16 protein-coding genes, 1 pseudogene and 1 riboswitch are annotated in these 16,860 nt (G+C 74.1%); of the genes and pseudogenes, 9 read left to right on the top strand and 8 right to left on the bottom strand.

Annotated elements, in window-relative coordinates:
- Positions 1-309: 309 nt before the first annotated feature.
- Genes ACFVGY_RS33570 through ACFVGY_RS33580 form a run of 3 tightly spaced genes read right to left on the bottom strand, consistent with a single transcriptional unit; the run spans position 310 to position 4,020 of the window.
- A complete protein-coding gene (locus tag ACFVGY_RS33570; protein WP_385684961.1) occupies positions 310-936 on the bottom strand; it encodes a TetR/AcrR family transcriptional regulator in 627 nt (208 codons plus the stop codon).
- 29 nt (positions 937-965) lie between these two features.
- Complete coding sequence (locus tag ACFVGY_RS33575) at positions 966-3,056, bottom strand: YhgE/Pip family protein (RefSeq protein WP_385684964.1); 2,091 nt, start codon at positions 3,054-3,056, stop codon at positions 966-968.
- Positions 3,028-4,020: an ATP-binding cassette domain-containing protein gene (locus ACFVGY_RS33580; protein WP_385684967.1), complete on the bottom strand. Its 993-nt coding sequence runs from the start codon at positions 4,018-4,020 to the stop codon at positions 3,028-3,030. Before ACFVGY_RS33580 ends, ACFVGY_RS33575 begins: the two co-directional genes overlap by 29 nt.
- A gap of 208 nt (positions 4,021-4,228) precedes the next feature.
- On the opposite strand from ACFVGY_RS33580, the gene ACFVGY_RS33585 reads away from it, so the two are divergent.
- The 5 genes from ACFVGY_RS33585 to ACFVGY_RS33605 all read left to right on the top strand — a co-directional run bounded on the left by ACFVGY_RS33585 (position 4,229) and on the right by ACFVGY_RS33605 (position 8,468).
- On the top strand, positions 4,229-4,711 hold the full coding sequence (locus ACFVGY_RS33585) for an SAV_6107 family HEPN domain-containing protein (RefSeq protein WP_385684970.1): 483 nt from the start codon (positions 4,229-4,231) through the stop codon (positions 4,709-4,711).
- Between the two features lie 73 nt (positions 4,712-4,784).
- A complete protein-coding gene (locus tag ACFVGY_RS33590; protein WP_385684973.1) occupies positions 4,785-5,543 on the top strand; it encodes a methyltransferase domain-containing protein in 759 nt (252 codons plus the stop codon).
- Between the two features lie 309 nt (positions 5,544-5,852).
- A complete protein-coding gene (locus ACFVGY_RS33595) occupies positions 5,853-6,254 on the top strand; it encodes a DUF3040 domain-containing protein (protein ID WP_360632702.1) in 402 nt (133 codons plus the stop codon).
- Positions 6,255-6,381: 127 nt separating this feature from the next.
- Entirely contained in the window at positions 6,382-7,014 is a 633-nt protein-coding gene (locus tag ACFVGY_RS33600; protein ID WP_385684976.1) for a DUF4126 domain-containing protein, read from the top strand.
- Positions 7,015-7,046: 32 nt separating this feature from the next.
- Complete coding sequence (locus tag ACFVGY_RS33605) at positions 7,047-8,468, top strand: phytoene desaturase family protein (protein WP_385684979.1); 1,422 nt, start codon at positions 7,047-7,049, stop codon at positions 8,466-8,468.
- A 93-nt stretch (positions 8,469-8,561) separates the two neighbouring features.
- Here ACFVGY_RS33605 and ACFVGY_RS33610 read toward each other — a convergent pair whose 3' ends face one another.
- From ACFVGY_RS33610 to ACFVGY_RS33630, 5 genes are all read right to left on the bottom strand, one after another.
- A complete protein-coding gene (locus tag ACFVGY_RS33610; protein WP_385684982.1) occupies positions 8,562-9,596 on the bottom strand; it encodes a hypothetical protein in 1,035 nt (344 codons plus the stop codon).
- A gap of 41 nt (positions 9,597-9,637) precedes the next feature.
- Complete coding sequence (gene metF, locus ACFVGY_RS33615; RefSeq protein WP_385684984.1) at positions 9,638-10,555, bottom strand: methylenetetrahydrofolate reductase [NAD(P)H]; 918 nt, start codon at positions 10,553-10,555, stop codon at positions 9,638-9,640.
- A 69-nt stretch (positions 10,556-10,624) separates the two neighbouring features.
- Complete coding sequence (thiE, locus tag ACFVGY_RS33620; protein WP_385684987.1) at positions 10,625-11,275, bottom strand: thiamine phosphate synthase; 651 nt, start codon at positions 11,273-11,275, stop codon at positions 10,625-10,627.
- Between the two features lie 78 nt (positions 11,276-11,353).
- Entirely contained in the window at positions 11,354-11,719 is a 366-nt protein-coding gene (locus ACFVGY_RS33625) for an Rv2175c family DNA-binding protein (RefSeq protein WP_385684990.1), read from the bottom strand.
- A 117-nt stretch (positions 11,720-11,836) separates the two neighbouring features.
- Positions 11,837-13,102 (bottom strand): NAD(P)/FAD-dependent oxidoreductase, encoded by a 1,266-nt coding sequence (locus ACFVGY_RS33630; RefSeq protein WP_385684992.1) that lies wholly within the window; start codon positions 13,100-13,102, stop codon positions 11,837-11,839.
- Between the two features lie 101 nt (positions 13,103-13,203).
- Positions 13,204-13,316, top strand: a riboswitch (TPP riboswitch).
- Here ACFVGY_RS33630 and thiO point away from each other — a divergent pair.
- From thiO to ACFVGY_RS33650, 4 genes and pseudogenes are all read left to right on the top strand, one after another.
- Complete coding sequence (thiO, locus tag ACFVGY_RS33635) at positions 13,314-14,495, top strand: glycine oxidase ThiO (RefSeq protein WP_385684994.1); 1,182 nt, start codon at positions 13,314-13,316, stop codon at positions 14,493-14,495. (Overlaps the previous riboswitch by 3 nt.)
- Complete coding sequence (thiS, locus tag ACFVGY_RS33640) at positions 14,492-14,692, top strand: sulfur carrier protein ThiS (RefSeq protein WP_385684997.1); 201 nt, start codon at positions 14,492-14,494, stop codon at positions 14,690-14,692. The genes thiO and thiS overlap by 4 nt, the downstream gene beginning before the upstream one ends.
- A gap of 5 nt (positions 14,693-14,697) precedes the next feature.
- On the top strand, positions 14,698-15,492 hold the full coding sequence (locus tag ACFVGY_RS33645) for a thiazole synthase (protein WP_385685000.1): 795 nt from the start codon (positions 14,698-14,700) through the stop codon (positions 15,490-15,492).
- Positions 15,493-15,837: 345 nt separating this feature from the next.
- A pseudogene (locus ACFVGY_RS33650) lies at positions 15,838-16,860 on the top strand (protein kinase); the annotation flags it as partial.

Below are 16,860 nucleotides of genomic sequence, written 5' to 3' on the forward strand. Positions count from 1 at the left end.
GCTCGATCCCCCCGAGCCCCGCCGCGCCGGCGTTACTGCATCACCGGGCTACGTTCTCCCCCGTCTCCCCCCGTCCCGGTCACGGCGGAAGGCACCCGGTCCGCACCGGCCGCCCCGTGTCGGCGGTCCGGACCGGGCCCCGTTCCGTTGCCCCCAGTCTGTCGTCCGCGCAGGTGGGAGCCCATCCGCGCAGGTACTCATTTCCCCTCCTGAGTACGGGTACTCAGGTTCCGCGGCGGACCGGCGGCAGGCCCCACCAGTTGTACGCGGCCGGGCCCGCCGGCAGCACCGCCGATCGGGGGGCGGCGGTCAGCCGTTGCCGCTGACCCGCCCGCGCAGCAGCAGCGACAGCGCCGAGTGCACGTCGTCCAGCGACCGCTCGCGCTGGAAGGACTTCCAGTCCAGTGCGGCCACCAGCACCATCCCCACCAGCGCGGCCGCCGTCAGCGGCACGTCGATCTCCGCGCTGAGTTCGCCGCGCTCCACGCCCTCGCGCAGCACCGTCTCCACGACGGCCACCGCCTCCTGACGGACCACCATCAGGGTGGACTGCCAGGTGCGGTTGGTTCGCCACAATTCGGCCACGTAGAGCTGGGTGAAGGCGGGGTAGCGGTCGATGAAGACCAGCCCGGCCCGGATCATCGCGTCGAGCGCCTCGACCCGGCTGCCGCCGTTCGACTCGGTCTCCTCGGCCGCTGCCCGCAGGGAGGCGGTGAGCAGGCCGACGCCGTGCCGCAGCAGCTCCTCGAAGAGCTCGTTCTTGCTGGCGAAGTTGTAGTAGACGGTGCCCTTCGCGACGCCCGCCCGCTCGGCGATCTCGTCGACCGTGGTCGCGGAGAAGCCCTGTTCGGCGATGAGGGTGACGGCCGCTTCGTAGAGCTTCTGGCGTGTCGCCTGGCGGCGGCCGCCGCCGGCGGTGGTGCTGCTGCTGTCCATGTGGCTGATTCTCACAGGTCCTCCGCCCCCTACAGGCTCAGTTCGGGGTGGAGCCGGTCCATCGTCCACACCTGCTTGCCGCGGGCGGCGAGCGAGGTGAGGGCGAGGGCGCCCACGGTGAAGGCCAGCAGGACGGCGCCGCCCTGCCAGACCGGGGCGAGGCCGCCGCCGGTGATCAGGCGGCGCAGGCCCTCGACGATGTACGACATCGGCAGGTACGGGTGGATCGCGTTGAAGAAGCCCGGGCTGGTCTGGACGGGGTAGGTGCCGCCGGCCGAGGTCAGCTGGAGCATCAGCACGGCCAGGACGAGGATCCGCCCGGCGGCCCCGAACTTGGCGTTCAGCCACTGCACGATCGCCGCGAAGCAGCCGGTGACCAGGACCAGGAAGCCGACGGTCAGGGCCGGGTGCTCCATCTCCAGTCCGAGGCCCCAGTGCAGGACGGACATCAGCATGCCGACCTGGAGGGCGCCGAGACCGGCCACGGGCAGCCAGCCGGCGAGCGCGATCCGCCAGGGCGAGGCGCCGGCGGCCAGGGCGCGCCGGTTCATCGGCGCGATCAGCATGTACGCGACCATCGCGCCGACCCAGAGGGAGAGCGGGATGAAGTACGGGGCGAAGCCGGTGCCGTAGTTCGGCGCCTTGTGCAGGGACTGGTTGGCGAGCTTGATCGGGTCGGCCATGACCTCGGTGCGGGCGTCGCGCTGCTGCTGGTCGTAGTCCGGGATCTTGCCGACGCCCTCGTGCAGGCCGTTCGCCAGTTCGCCGTTGCCGTCGGCGAGCTTGTACAGGCCGCCGTCGAGGCTGTGCGCGCCGTCGCCGATCTTGCTGACGCCGTCACCGATGGCCGCCGAGCCGCTGGTGGCCTTGCCGAGGCCGGCGTGCAGCTGGGCCATGCCGTCGGCGACCTTGTGGGCGCCGTCGTTGAGGGCGTTGGCCTGGGTGACGGCGGCTTCGAGGCGGGCGGACAGGTGGGGGGCGTCCGCGGCCAGCTTGCGGGCCTTGACCTCCAGGTCGGAGAGCTGCTTGCGGAGCGTGGTCAGGTCGCCGTTGGAGTTCTTGAACAGGGTGTCGACGTTGCCGGTGAGCCGGGACGCCTCCGCGCTCGCGTCCTTGATCTTCTTGAGGTCGGCGCAGGCGGCCGGCGGCGTCTTGGCCGCGGCGGCGCCGGTGCAGTTGCGGGTGTGGGCGTCGGCGGCCAGGGTGGCGGCCTGCTTGCTGACCCGGGCCGCGCCGGGGGCCGTCTTGGAGATCTTGTCGAGGTGGTTGTTCACGACCTTGGCGGTGTCCGCGACCAGGACGGCGGCGTCGGCGACCTGCTGGGGGTCCTTCAGGGCGGGGCGGGCCTTGTCGGCGTTGCCGCTCACCTTGTCGGCGACGACCTGGGTGCCGTTCGCGACGTCCCTGGTCCCCTTCTTCAGCTTCGTGGCGGCCTCGCCGAGCTTCTCCAGGCCGCCCGTGAGCTCGCCGTTCTTCTGCTCGACCTTGTCGAGGTTGTCGGCGATCTCCTTCGCGCCCTCCTGGGCCCTGGTCGCGCCGTCCTTGAGCTTGGAGGCGCCGTCGGCGGCCTCGGCGGTCTTGTCGTGCAGGTCGGAGAAGGAGACGAAGATCTTGTCGAGGAACTTCCGGGAGGCGTTCGTGGACGCCGCGGTGCGGACCTCGGCGAACACCGTGCGGGAGATCGAGCCGACGATGTAGTTGTTCGCGTCGTTGGTACGGACCTGGAGGGCCCCGGTGGTCGGGTCGTCGCCGGAGCTGGAGGCGATCTTCTCGCTGAAGTCGGCCGGCATGGTCAGGGACAGGTAGTACTTCCCGTCCTCCAGGCCCTTGGCCGCCTCCTTGGCGCTCACCTCGTGCCACTCGAAGGTCTTGCTGTCGTGCAGCTTCTTGGTGATGTCGTCGCCCGCTGCGAGGCGGTTGCCGTCGACGGTGGCGCCCTTGTCGGCGTTGACCAGGGCGACGGGCACCTTGTCGAGGCGGCTGTACGGGTCCCAGAAGGACCACAGGTACAGGGCTCCGTAGAGCAGCGGCAGCAGGAGCAGCGCAACGAGGGCGGCCCGGGGGAGCTTCCCCCGCCCGAACCGCTTCAGCTCAAGCGCGGCCAGCTTCGGCGAGCGCATCGTCCGCCCCCTTCGTGTCGTCGTCGGTCCGGTCGTCCGCGCCGGCGTCGGTGCCGCCGCCGTCGGTGTCGCTCTGGGCCCCGCCCTTCGCCCCGTCCTTCGCCCCGCCCTTCGCCCCGTCCTTCGCCGCGGGCTTCGTCTCGGCCTGGCCGGTGTCCTTCGCCGCGGGCTTCGCGGTGTCCTTCCGGGCAGGCTTCGCATCGGGCTTCGCCCCGGCCTCCGCCGCGGGCTTCGCGGCGGCCTCGGCAGCGGGCTTCGCATCGGGCTCGGCGGGGGTCGTGCGCAGGACCCGTACGTCCTCCGGCGCCTGGCTGCAGACCGCGAGGACGGTGGTGCCGCCGTCGGCGATCGAGCGGAGCATCGCCCAGGCGTCGGCGCGCTCGGCGTCCGAGAGCTTGAGGTCGAGGTCGTCGAGGGCCAGCAGCCGCGGGGAGCCCAACAGGGCGATGGCCACGGACAGCCGGACCGCCTCCAGTCGGTCGAGGTCCCGGACGGAGGTGCGCGGGCCCTTGGCCAGCGCGTCCAGGTCCAGGCCGGCGGCGGCCAGGGCGGCGGAGATGCGGGCCGCGGCGGTGGTGCGGCGCTCGCCGCGGGGCCGCAGCAGGGCGCGGACCGGGCCCTCGTAGCGGCGCTGGAGCAGGGCGCCCTCGCGCAGCTGCTCGGCGACGGTGAGGGCCTGGTCCAGGTCGTTGACGCCGGAGACCGGACCGAGGGCGGCCACCCGTCGGACGGCGGCCATCCGCTTCGGCAGCCGGTGGCCGGCGACCTCGGCGTGGCCCTCGCTCGGCTTCATGCGCCCGGTGAGCGCGAGGAGCAGGCAGGTCCGGCCGCTGCCCGAGGGGCCTTCCAGGGCGATGAGCGAGCCGGGGCCGGCGTCGATGCCCACTCCCCGGAACGCCCAGCCGCGCGGGCCCTTGAGTCCGAAGTTCTCGGCTTTGACGGCCGCGCCGTGCGGGCTGTCCACGCCGACCCCCTCTCTCTTTTGAACTGACCGGTCAGTTCAAAAGCTATCACCTTCAGCGCGGACACCCGCGCAGCGGGGGCGAACTGACCTCGCGAAGCGTGCGAAATCGCAGGTCAGCGCGATTGTCAGTGGCGGCCGTCACGATGGACCCACGGCACGGAACCAAGCGCCGGGAAGAGCAGCAGTACGCAACGACAGGAGGTTCGTCATGGCCACACCGTCCCCGTCCCCTGTCCACCCCGTTCCGCGCAGGTCGGTGGCACCGCCGGCCGCGCTCGACCTGCTCGACAAAGCACGCGACGGCCTGGCCGAGGCCGCCCGGCTGACCCGCCCCAACGAGCGCTACGCCACCGCCCACCTCGCCGCCCTGCGCACGGCCGCGGCCGTGCTCGCCGCCCGCGCGCGGCCCGAGCCGGCGCACCCGCGGCGCCGGCCCCGCATCCGCAGCGCCTGGGAGGTGCTTCCCGAGCTCGCTCCGGAACTGGCCGAGTGGAGCGCCCTGTTCGCCTCCGGCGCCGCCCGGCGGGCCCGGGCCGAGGCCGGCATACGCGACGCGGCGAGCAGCGAGGACGCGGACTACCTCCTGCGCGCCGCGTCGATGTTCCTGCGGCTGGTCGAGCGGATGCTCGCGCTCCAGCCGGTGGCGCAGACCCTGCCGCAGCCCCGGCCGGAGCGTCCTGACGCGGGATGAGCTGCGGGACTGTCGGAGGCAATAGGGTGGGACCCGGATCACCCACCCTTACCGCGCCGAGGAGTCATCAGCCGTGTCGGACACTTCCCGCCCCCGTGCCTCCCTCCGCACCGCCGTGGTGTGGGAGGTCCTCAAGGAGGCCCTCGACCGCCGGGTGAAGGCGACCGGGAGGGACGTGCTGGACGTACTCGACACCGGCGGCGGCACCGGCAAGTTCGCCGTCCCGGTGGCCCACCTGGGCCACCGGGTCACCGTCGTCGACCCCAGCCCGAACGCCCTGTTCGGCCTGGAACGCCGGGTCTCCGAGGCGGGCGTTGCCGACCTCGTCCGCGGTGTGCAGGGCGACGCCCAGGGCCTCCTCGACGTGGTCGAGCGGGAGTCGTACGACGTGGTGCTCTGCCACGGCGTGCTGGAGTACGTGGACGACCCGGCCGAGGGCGCCGCCAACGCGGTGGCGGCGCTGCGCCCCGGCGGCACGCTGAGCCTGCTCGCCGCCGGCCTCGGCGGGGCCGTCGTCGCCCGCGCCCTCGCCGGCCACTTCACCGAGGCCCGCACGGCCCTCACCGACCCGGCCGGCCGCTGGGGCGCCGGCGACCCGATGCCGCGGCGCTTCACCGCCGAACAGCTCACCGAGCTGGTCGCCGGGGTGGGCCTGGAGGTCGGCGCCGTGCACGGGGTCCGCGTCTTCGCCGACCTCGTCCCCGGCGTGCTCGTGGACACCGAGCCCGGCGCCGTCGAGGCGCTGCTGCGCCTGGAGGAGGCCGCCGCCGAGCTGCCCGCCTTCCACGCGATCGCCACGCAATTGCACGTACTCGGTGAGAAGCACGCCTGAATTCCCCGGTCCGCGGAACCCCCGGCGGTTTCCACGGGTCCTTCCGACACCCTCCGCCGCGCGGGCCTGCACCGTATGATCGTGGGACGGGACCGGCATGGCGGACGGGGCGGTGGGGAATAACGGCCTCAGTGACCGCTCCCCCGGCGGTACGGTTTCGCGCAGTGCCTTGTTGTGGCGCAGTGCCTTTCCGGCAGTGCATTTTTCGAACCTGGGTGGAGGGCGGGTATCACGGGGGCGATTCCCCGCCTATCCTGAAGGGGACCCCTGGTCGCTACCCCCCGCGACCGAAGGATGAGGAGGACTCCCGTGCCGCTCTCGGAGCACGAGCAGCGAATGCTCGAGCAGATGGAGCGAGCGCTGTACGCCGAAGATCCCAAGTTCGCGACAGCGCTTGAGGGAAGCGGACTGCGTACGTACACCCGGCGACGGGTCTACCAGGCAGTCGCAGGCATTGTGGTGGGTATCGCGCTCCTCATGACCGGTGTGATCATCCCGAACGTACTGTGGGTCAGCGTGGTGGGTTTCCTCGTCATGCTGGGCTGCACGGTCCTCGTGGTCACCGGTTGGCGCAAGGCGCCCAAGCCTGGCGAGCACCCCGTCTCCGGAAGTGCAGGTGGTTCGGCCCACGGCCGCAACCGGCAGCGCCGGTCGATGATGACCCGCATCGAGGAGCGGTGGCAGCGCCGCCGCGACGAGCAGGGGCACTAGCGCCCCGCGCAGACACGAGTGAGGGGGCGGCTGCCGCACGGCGGCCGCCCCCTCACCGCTCCGGCCGCGACGTCCGGGTTTTCCCCGTCCGCCCACCGGATCACCCGCCCTGCGCGATGATGGCCCGGTGAGTGTCCTCCCCCTGGTCTTCACCAGCGGCTGGGCCAGCGGGATCAACGCCTACGCCGTGGTCCTCCTGCTCGGCCTCTTCGGCGCGGCCGGGCTGACCGACGAGGTGCCCGCCTCCCTCCAGCGCACCGACGTGCTCGTCGTCGCCGGCGTGCTGTTCCTCTGCGAGGCCGTCGCCGACAAGATCCCGTACGTGGACTCCGTCTGGGACGCCGTCCACACTGTCGTCCGGCCCGTCGCCGGGGCGGTGGTCGGCGCCCTGCTCGCCGGGCAGAGCGGCTCGCTCCCCGACCTCGCCGCCGGCGCGATCGGCGGCTCCACCGCCCTGGCCAGCCATGCCGTGAAGGCCGGCACCCGCATGGCGGTCAACACCTCCCCCGAGCCGGTCTCCAACATCGTGCTGAGCACCGCCGAGGACCTCGCCGTCGCCGCCGTCGTCACCCTCGCCCTGTTTCACCCCGTAGCCGCAGCCGTGATCGCCGCCGTCCTGCTCGCAGCCGGCCTGGCGGTGGTCGTCTTCCTGTGGGCGCGGATCCGCCGCTTCCTGCGCCGGCGGGCCCAGCGCCGCGAGGAGAAGCAACTGGCCGACCGGAGCGGACCGGCCGCGGCTCCACCCGGGCCACCCCGCTGAGCCCGGGCTGAGCCGCTCGATAGGGTCGGGCCATGGCACGAATTGCGGTGATCGGCGCCGGCATGGGCGCGATGGCCACGGCGGCCCGGCTGGCCGTGGCAGGGCACCAGGTGACGGTGTACGAACGGGGTTCCACCTACGGCGGCTCGCTCGGCCGCTTCGAGCGGGAGGGATTCGCCTTCGACACGGGCCCGGGGCTGCTGCACCTGCCCGCCGTCTACCGCGACCTGTTCGTCAAGACCGGCAAGCGGCGCCTGGAGGACTGCGTCGACCTCGTCCAGGTCGACCCGGCCGTCCGTCACGTCCTCGCCGACGGAACCGCCGTCATCCTGCCGGGCACCTCCCGCGGTGGCGTCGCGGCCGCCCTCGACGAGGCCTTCGGCACGGGCTCCGGGGACCGCTGGGCCGCGGTGCTGAACCGGGCCCGGGACGCGTGGGACGCCACCCGCCGCCCCCTGCTGGAGGAGCCGCTGCGCCCCGACTGGCAGGTCCTCGGCCGGGACCCGTACCCGGCGGTGCGGGGAAGCGGGCTGCTGCGCCGCCGCCCGCCGACCCTCGCCGACATCGCCGCCCGCGAACTGGGCGGGCGGCTCGGCGAGTTGCTGGCCGCCCGGGTGCGGGAGTACGGGCTCGACCCGGCGACCGCTCCCGCCTCGGCCACCGTACTGCCGTACATGGAGCAGACCTTCGGCAGCTGGTACGTGCGCGGCGGGATGCGGGTGCTCGCGACCGCCCTGTACGAGCGCTGCCGCGAGCGGAGGGTCGAGTTCGTCTTCGACGCTCCGGTCCGGGAGGTCCTGGCCCGGGAGGGCCGGGCCGCCGGCGTGCTGCTGGCCGATGGCACCGAGCACACCGCCGACCACGTGGTCTGCGGGGCCGACCCCCGGCAGCTGGCCGTGCCGCTGCCGCCCGACGGCGTCCCCGTCGGGGCCGCGGCCGGAGCCACCCGCTCCACCCTGCTGCTCGCGCTGCGCGGCGCCCGCCCCGCCGACACCGTGCACCGCACGCTGGTCCACTCCCCCGGCACGCAGCTCACCGTGCTGCGCCCCGACGACCCCGCCGTCCGGCCCGACGCGGACCACGAAGCCGTCACCGTGAGCGCGGTGCACGCCCCCGCGGGCCCGACCACCGCGGCCGCACCCGAGCCCGAGGCCCTGCTGGACCTCGCCGCCCGGGCCGTGCCCGGGCTGCGCGAGCGGCTGCTGTGGTGGGAGGCGCGCACCCCGGCCGACATCGAGGCCGCCACCGGCGCGGCGGGCGGAGCGGTACCCGCCCCCTCACTCGCCGGGGCCGGCGGCCGGCTGCTGCACCCCGCGAACTCCACGGCCCTGCCCGGGCTGTACCTCGCGGGCGGCTGGGCGCACCCCGGCGGCGGTCTGGCGCACGCGGGAATGACCGGGGCGCTGGTGGCCGGTCTGATCGTGGAGGGCTCGGGCTTCCGCGGCTCGCAGTGACCCGGCGGGGCCGGCGGGCGCACGCCCGGTGCGTTCGTCCCGGGCCCGCACCGAGCCGGTTCGGCTTCCGGTGCGGGCCTCGGGGCGGGGCCGTCAGTAGCGGTACTGCTCGTACTCGCCGGAGCCCTGGTACGGGTACTGCTGGGGCTGCTGCGGCGGCTGGGGCTGCTGGGGCTGCTGCGGGTACGCCCCGCCGCCCTGGCCGTCGGCCGGGTACGGCTGCGCGACGTCCCGCTGCTGCGGCACCCACACACCGCCGGGCGGGGTGTCCATCGCGTACTGGTCCTGCCCGGCCGTGCCACCGGCGTACGGGTCGCCGCCCTGGCCCCCGTACGGGGTGTAGTCGTACGGCTGCTGCGGGATGACACCACCGCCGGTGCCGATGTACGGGTCCGAGTAGGCGGCGTAGACCTGCTGCTCACCGCCGGGCTGGTAGGCGCCGGGGTAGTCGTAGCCGCCGCCCGGCGTCTGCGGGTCCTGGTAGCCGGCGTAGCCGTGGGCGTCCTGCTCGGCCGTGGTGAACGGCGAGGCGAACGCGGCCGTCTGCCCGGGGTCGGAGCCGGAGCCGGAGCCGGGGCCGAAGCTCTGTATCCCGTACGAGCCGGTGTCCTCGGGAAGCGGCTCCGGGCTGTAGAAGTCCTCCGTCGCGGCATGGAACCGCGGCCGCGGGGCCTTCGCCGGCTCCCCGGCCGCGTCGGCGCCCGTCTCCGCGTCCACGGGCCCGCCCGCCGCCTCGGCGCCGTACTCCAGCCCGGTCACCTCCAGCGCGGGCTCGGACCGCGGTCCGCCCGCCCGGCGGCGGCGGGCAGCGCCCTTCGGCGCCGCGGCGGCTTCCCCGCCCTTACCGCCCTTACCGCCCTTACCGCCCTTACCGCCCTTGCGCAGCGACCAGCCGGCCTCGAAGCCCTTGCGGAAGGACAGCGTCACCAGCGTCTGGCCCACCGCGAACGCGAGCGCGCCCACGGCGATGACCGGCACCGACGGCAGCACCACCCCCGCGACCACGCCGACGAACCCGGCGAACGCGAGCAGCCGCCAGCGCAGCCGGGCCTTGTACTGCATCAGGACCTCGGCAAGCAGCCACAGCGCGACGAAACCGAACGCGACGTAGAGGACCGTCATTCCCATGCGTGGCACCCCTCGGTACGGCCGCCCTGGGGTACGGCCGATCAGGCCCGCTGGTGCAGGCCCAGATTCTCGTAGATCTCGAGAGTCGCCGTGGAGTTGTTCAGCGTGATGAAGTGCAGCCCCGGGACACCCTCGGACAGCAGCCGCGCGCAGAACTCCGTGGCGAACTCGATCCCCATGGAGCGTACAGCGGCCGGATCGTCCTTGACGGCGAGCATGCGCTCTTTCACGGCCTCGGGGAAGACCGCGTTGCTGAGTTGGGGCAGCCGGTCGAGCTGTTTGATGGCCACAACAGGCATGACCTCAGGGATGATCGGCGTGTCGCAGCCCGCCTTTTCGACGCTGTCGCGGAGCCGCAGATAATTCTCCGGATCGAAGAACATCTGGGTGATCGCATAGTCCGCACCGGCATGGCACTTGTCCACGAAGTGCTGGATGTCCGTATCCCAGTCCTCGGAGCGCGGGTGCATCTCCGGGAAGGCGGCGACGCCCACGCAGAAGTCGCCGGATTCCTTCAGCAGTCGGACCAGGTCGGCCGCGTAGTGCACCCCTTCGGGGTGCGGCACCCACGGGCCCATGGGGTTGCCCGGCGGGTCGCCGCGCACGGCGAGCATGTTGCGGATGCCGGCGTCCGCGAACTGGCCGATCACGTTGCGCAGCTCGGCCACGGAGTGGTCGACGGCGGTGAGGTGCGCAACGGGCGTCAGGGTGGTGTCGGCGGCGATCTGCTGGGTGGCCTTGACGGTGCCGCCCCGGGTGGAGCCGCCGGCACCGTACGTGACGGATACGAAGCTCGGGGACACCGCCTCGATCCGGCGCAGCGCGTTCCAGAGGTTGCGCTCGCCCTTCTCGGTCTTGGGAGCCCAGAACTCGAACGAGTACGAGGGGTCCCCGGACGCCAGCAGGTCGCGGACCGTGCGTGCACGGTCCGTTCGGGTGGAAGCGGTACCAAGGGCCATACGGGCAGGTTAGACGCGTGTTCCCGCACGCCGAAGCCCTGTCCGGGTTTTGGACAGCTTTTTGGACACTTAAGAGACGCGGTTCCGGATCCGCCGTGCGAGGTCCGCCGCGGCGGCCCCCGGATCGGAGGCCTCGGTCAGGGCGCGGACGACGACGACCCGGGTGGCGCCGGCGTCGAGGACCTCGTCGAGGTTGCCGGCGTCGATGCCGCCGATGGCGAACCAGGGGCGGTCCTGCTCCAGGGAGGCCGCGTAGCGGACCAGGTCGAGACCGGGGGCGGGCCGGCCGGGCTTGGTGGGGGTGGGCCAGCAGGGGCCGGTGCAGAAGTAGTCCACGCCCGGTTCGGCGGCCGCGGCGTCGACCTCGGACTCGGCGTGGCAGGAGCGGCCGATCAGCACGCCCCCGGAGAGGATGGCGCGGGCGGCGGGCACCGGGATGTCGCCCTGGCCTAGGTGCAGGACGTCGGCGCCGATGGCGTGCGCGACGTCGGCGCGGTCGTTGACCGCGAGGAGCTTGCCGTGCCGGCGGGCGGCCTCGGCGAACACCCGGAGGTGGTCGAGCTCCTCGGCGGCCTCCATGCCCTTGTGGCGGAGCTGGACGACGTCCACCCCGCCGGCGAGCACGGCGTCGAGGAATTCGGGGAGGTCCCCCTGCCGCTTGCGGGCGTCCGTGCACAGGTAGAGCCTGGCGTCGGAGAGCTGCTGGGCGTTCGCGGACATGGGTACCCCCTGGTGGGCGCAGAGAACGCGGGCCGCACCGGGCGGCCCGCGTCCCGCGGATGGATCAGTCGGCTCGGGTCAGAGGGCGAGCGCCTGGGCGCGGCGCTTGACCTCCGTGCCGCGATTCTCGCGCAGCGCCTGCACGGGGGTGCCGGGCAGGGTCTCGTCCGCGGTGAAGAGCCACTCCAGCATCTCCTCGTCGGAGAAGCCGTCGTCACGCAGCACCGTCAGCAGGCCGGTGAGGCCCTTGACGAGCTTGTTGCCGTCGATGAAGTCGGCGGGTACCTGGAGGGTGCGGTTCTCGCCGCGGCGGACGGCGATCAGCTGACCTTCCTTGACCAGCTGGCGGACCCGGGTCACTTCGACGTCCAGCATCTCGGCGATGTCGGGCAGGTGGAGCCAGGCGGGGACAAGGGCATCGATCTTTGTGTCAATCTCGGTCACGGCACAAGCCTGCCACCTCCCGCCCGCCGTCGGTACCCGGGCCGATCCGTACGGGGTTCCCCGGCCGTACGGGCGCCCCCGCGCGGCCCGGGCGCGCCGTCCGGGCGTTCCGCCGCGCTACTGCGGGGCGGCCACGGCCGACTTCAGCGGGGTGGCGGGATCGGCCACCCGGCCGGGGTCGACGGCGGCGCCGGTCTCGATCAGCTTGCGGCCCTGGGCGAGGTCCCGCGGCCGGCCCACGGCGAGGATCGCGACCAGCGACCCGGCCCGCAGCCAGCACACCGACCACGCCTGCTCGCCGGGGTCGCCGCGCCACAGCAGGGTGTCCGCTTCCGCGTGGTGGCCCGCGTACTGGACGAACCGCCCGAACTGCTCGGACCAGAAGTACGGCACCGGGTCGTAGACCTGGAGCGCGGCCCCGGCCGGAGGCTGCCCCTCGGCGTCGGCCCGGGCCCGGGCCAGGATGTTCGCCGCCACCACCCGCGGCCCCTGCAGCGCGTTGTCCCAGTGGTGCACCAGCAGCCGGGCCCCGTAGCGCGCCGAGGGGAACGAGGCGCAGTCGCCGACCGCGTACACCCCCGGCAGGGAGGTCCGCAGGTACGCGTCCGCCGTGACCGAGCCGTCGGCGCCGAGCTCGACGCCCGACCCGGCCAGCCAGCGGGTGGCGGGCCGCGCCCCGATGCCCACGACCACCGCTCCGGCGGGCAGTTCCCGGCCGTCCGCGAGCAGGACCCGCCCGGACTCCACCGAGGCGACCTTGGCGGACGTCAGGAGGGCGGCCCCCACCTCCTCGTACCAGCCGGCCATCGGCGCGGCGACCTCGGCCGGCAGGGCGCCCGCGAGCACCCGGTCCGCGGCCTCGACCACCGTCACCGCACAGCCCGCTTCCCGGGCCGCGGTGGCGAACTCCGCGCCGATCCACCCGGCGCCGACGACGACGGTGGCCGGGGTCCGGGCCAGCACGGGCCGCAGCCGGGCGGCGTCGTCCAGGGTGCGCAGCAGGTGGACGCCCGGGACGCCCTCGGCGCCGGGCAGGGTCAGCGGTTCGGCGCCGGTCGCCAGGACCAGGACCCCGTACGGGACCGGGCCGGCCTCGGTGTCCAGCTCGCGGTCGGCGGCCCGCAGGCCGCTCACCTCCACGCCGAGCCGGAGTTCGATGCCCAGGCCCTCGAAGTCGACGTCGAAGGCGGAGTCCTCGGCCTTGCCGAGCAGGACCGCCTTGGACAGCGGGGGCCGGTCGTAGGGCTGGTGGGGCTCGGCGCCCAGCAGGGTCACGGGGCCGGTCCAGCCCTGCTCGCGCAGGGCGACCGCGGTCTGCACGCCGGCCATTCCGGCGCCGACGATGACGACGCCGCTCTGAGTCTGTTCGGTCTGCTCGCTCACGCAACCCACCCTAGTCAGCAACGATCGGTGAGAAGGGGTGCACCGGCGGCCGCGTCCCGGCTCTCTCCCGCTCCCCGAAGAGGAACGGCTACTGTGGCCACCGTACCTATCGCGGGAGCCCGGGCGCACCGGGCTGAGAGGGAGGCTGGCCGGCCTCCGACCGTCCGAACCTGATCCGGGTCATGCCGGCGAAGGGAGGGGCTGGACGCCCATGCACTCGTCCAAGGGATCCGCGGCCACGGGAGCCGACGTCCTCGTCATCGGGGGCGGGATCATCGGCCTCGTCACCGCCTGGCGGGCGGCCCGGCGCGGGCTGCGCACCGCCCTCGCCGACCCGGCCCCCGGCGGCGGCGCCGCACGGGTCGCGGCGGGCATGCTCGCCCCCGTCACCGAACTGCACTACGGCGAGGAGACCCTGCTGGGCCTGGGCCTCGCCTCCGCCGCCCGCTATCCGGAATTCGCCGGTGAACTCGCCGACGCGAGCGGCGGCATGGACATCGGCTACCGCGCCTGCGGCACGCTCGCCGTGGCCCTCGACGCCGACGACCGGCTCCACCTGCGCGAGCTGCACGCCTTGCAGCGCCGCTGCGGCCTGGAGTCCGAGTGGCTCACCGGCCGCGAGTGCCGTCGCCTGGAGCCGATGCTCGCCCCGGGCGTCCGCGGTGGCCTGCGCGTCGACGGCGACCACCAGGTCGACCCGCGGCGGCTGGCCGCCGCGCTGCTGGCCGCCTGCGAGCACGCCGGCGTCGACATCCGCCGGGCGAGCGCCGAACGGCTCGTGGTCACCGCCGACCGGGCGGCCGGCGCGGTGCTCGACGACGGCACCGAGCTGTCCGCCGACCAGGTGGTGCTGGCGGCGGGCTCGTTCAGCGGTCGGCTGGCCGGCGTGCCCGACGAGGCGCTGCCGCCCGTCCGGCCGGTGAAGGGGCAGGTGCTGCGGCTCGCGGTGCCCGCCCGGTACGCGCCGTTCCTGTCACGGACGGTACGGGCCGTCGTACGCGGCAGCCACGTGTACCTGGTGCCCCGGGAGAACGGCGAACTCGTCATCGGCGCCACCAGCGAGGAACTCGGCTGGGACACCACCGTCACCGCCGGCGGGGTGTACGAACTCCTCCGCGACGCACACGAGTTGGTGCCCGGCATCACCGAACTGCCGCTGACCGAGACGCTGGCCGGACTGCGGCCCGGCTCCCCCGACAACGCCCCGCTGCTCGGCCCCACGGCCCTGCCCGGCCTGCACCTGGCCACCGGGCACTACCGCAACGGGGTGCTGCTCACCCCCGTCACCGGCGACGCCATGGCCGAACTGCTCGCCACCGGCGTCCTGCCGGAGGCCGCCCGGCCCTTCAGCCCACGCCGCTTCTCCCCCGCACGTCAGGAGTCGTACGCATGACCATCTCCGTCAACGGCGAGCCGTGCGAGCTCGCGCCCGGCACCACCCTCGACGCGGTGGTCGCCACCCTGACCACGGCCCCCTCCGGGGTCGCGGCCGCACTCAACGAGACCGTGGTCCCGCGCGGGCAGTGGCCGCACACCGCGGTCGGCGACGGCGACCGGGTCGAGGTCCTGACCGCGGTCCAGGGAGGCTGAGCACGATGGCGGACGACGCATTCGTCCTCGGCGGCCGGACCTTCTCCTCCCGCCTGGTCATGGGTACCGGCGGGGCACCCAGCCTGGAGGTGCTGGAGCACGCCCTGATCGCCTCCGGTACGGAACTCACCACGGTCGCGATGCGCCGGCTCGACCCGGCGGTGCAGGGCTCCGTCCTGGGCGTCCTCGACAAACTCGGGATCGCGGTCCTGCCGAACACGGCCGGCTGCTACACGGCCGGCGAGGCCGTACTGACGGCCCGACTGGCGCGGGAGGCGCTCGGCACGGACTGGATCAAGCTGGAGGTCATCGCGGACGAGCGGACGCTGCTCCCCGACGGGGAGGAGCTGTTGGCCGCCGCCGAGACGTTGGTCGACGACGGGTTCACGGTGCTGCCGTACACCAACGACGACCCGGTGCTGGCCCGGAAACTGGAGGACGCCGGCTGCGCTGCCGTCATGCCGCTGGGGTCGCCCATCGGGTCGGGCATGGGCATCCGCAACCCGCACAACTTCGAGCTGATCGTGGAGCGGGCGGGCGTGCCGGTGATCCTGGACGCGGGTGCGGGAACCGCCTCGGACGTGGCGCTGGCGATGGAACTCGGCTGCGCCGGGGTCATGCTGGCGTCGGCGGTGACGCGGGCGCAGGTGCCGGTGCTGATGGCCGGCGCGATGCGGGACGCGGTGTCCGCGGGGCGGCTCGCGTTCCGTGCGGGACGCATCCCGCAGCGCCGCTTCGCACACGCCTCGTCCCCGGCCGAGGGCCGCGCCGCCTTCGACCCGGAACGCCCGGCCTTCTGACCGCCGGCCCGCCGCGGCCGCCCTGCTGCCGCTGCGCGGAGCCGTTTCCCCACCCCGCCCCTTCCCGAAACCGGGCTCTGCCCGGACCCGTTGCGCTCGAACGCCGCGCGGGCTGGAAATCCAGCCTCGCCGGCGTACGGCTCCGCGCAGCGGCGACAGGGCGGCGGCGGCCGTGCGGCGGCGGCCGGGCCGCGTCACAGCTGTGCTGCAAGGCACAGCCGCCCCCGACCCGCGCATCAGCCCGGCTCGTAGGATGGCCGGGTGGACACGACCCTGGATGACCCGCTCGTCGGGCAGACCCTCGACGGCCGCTACCGCATCGACGCCCGCATCGCGGCAGGCGGCATGGCCACGGTCTACCGGGCCCTGGACATGCGCCTGGACCGCATCCTGGCGCTGAAGGTGATGCACCCGGCGCTGGCCGCGGACGCCGCCTTCGTCGACCGGTTCATCCGCGAGGCGAAGTCCGTGGCCCGCCTCGCGCACCCCAACGTGGTGGCCGTCTTCGACCAGGGCACGGACGGCCCGTACACCTACCTGGCGATGGAGTACGTCTCCGGCTGCACCCTGCGCGACGTGCTGCGTGAGCGCGGGGCGCTCCAGCCGCGGGTGGCGCTGGACATCCTGGAGCCGGTCCTGGCCGCGCTCGGGGCCGCTCACCGGGCCGGGTTCGTGCACCGGGACATGAAGCCCGAGAACGTCCTGATCGGCGACGACGGCCGGGTGAAGGTGGCCGACTTCGGCCTGGTCCGGTCCGTGGACACGGTCACCAACACCACCGGCGCCGTCCTCGGCACCGTCTCCTACCTGGCCCCCGAGCAGATCGAGAACGGCGTCGCGGACACCCGTGTCGACGTGTACGCGTGCGGTGTGGTGCTGTACGAGATGCTGACCGGGGACAAGCCGCACACCGGTGGCACCCCGGCCCAGGTGCTGTACCGGCACCTGAACGAGGACGTCCCGCCCCCGTCGGCGGTGGTCCCCGGGCTGCCCGCCGCGCTGGACGAGCTGGTGGCGCAGGCCACCTCCCGCACCCCGGACCTGCGTCCGTACGATGCGGCGGCCCTGCTCGGCCTGGCCCTGGACGCCCGGAGCCGGCTGCTCGACGCCGAGCTGGACGCCGTGCCGCCGCAGGCCCTGGCCGAGGCGCGGTCGTCCGCGGAGGACCGCACGAGCGTGGTCCCGCGGATCGCGGCGCCGCAGTCGGTGGAGCACACCTCCCTGTTGGTGGCGCCCCTGCCCGTCGATGGCGAGGACCCGCAGCCGGCCCCGGCGCCGGGCCCCCCCCCCCCCCCGCCCCGGGGGGGGGCCCCCCCGCGGGCCGGCCCCCCCCCCGCGGGCCCCCGCCGGGGGGCGCACCAAAACCGC

Origin of the sequence: Streptomyces sp. NPDC127106 (assembly GCF_042677605.1) — a bacterium.
In the GTDB taxonomy this organism is placed as follows: Bacteria; Actinomycetota; Actinomycetes; order Streptomycetales; family Streptomycetaceae; genus Streptomyces.

Coding starts and splice junctions, on each gene's coding strand:
- ACFVGY_RS33570 (WP_385684961.1), bottom strand. CDS start 936: ATGGACAGCAGCAGCACCACCGCCGGCGGCGGCCGCCGCCAGGCGACA.
- ACFVGY_RS33575 (WP_385684964.1), bottom strand. CDS start 3,056: ATGCGCTCGCCGAAGCTGGCCGCGCTTGAGCTGAAGCGGTTCGGGCGG.
- ACFVGY_RS33585 (WP_385684970.1), top strand. CDS start 4,229: ATGGCCACACCGTCCCCGTCCCCTGTCCACCCCGTTCCGCGCAGGTCG.
- ACFVGY_RS33605 (WP_385684979.1), top strand. CDS start 7,047: ATGGCACGAATTGCGGTGATCGGCGCCGGCATGGGCGCGATGGCCACG.
- ACFVGY_RS33610 (WP_385684982.1), bottom strand. CDS start 9,596: ATGGGAATGACGGTCCTCTACGTCGCGTTCGGTTTCGTCGCGCTGTGG.
- metF (WP_385684984.1), bottom strand. CDS start 10,555: ATGGCCCTTGGTACCGCTTCCACCCGAACGGACCGTGCACGCACGGTC.
- thiE (WP_385684987.1), bottom strand. CDS start 11,275: ATGTCCGCGAACGCCCAGCAGCTCTCCGACGCCAGGCTCTACCTGTGC.
- thiO (WP_385684994.1), top strand. CDS start 13,314: ATGCACTCGTCCAAGGGATCCGCGGCCACGGGAGCCGACGTCCTCGTC.
- thiS (WP_385684997.1), top strand. CDS start 14,492: ATGACCATCTCCGTCAACGGCGAGCCGTGCGAGCTCGCGCCCGGCACC.
- ACFVGY_RS33645 (WP_385685000.1), top strand. CDS start 14,698: ATGGCGGACGACGCATTCGTCCTCGGCGGCCGGACCTTCTCCTCCCGC.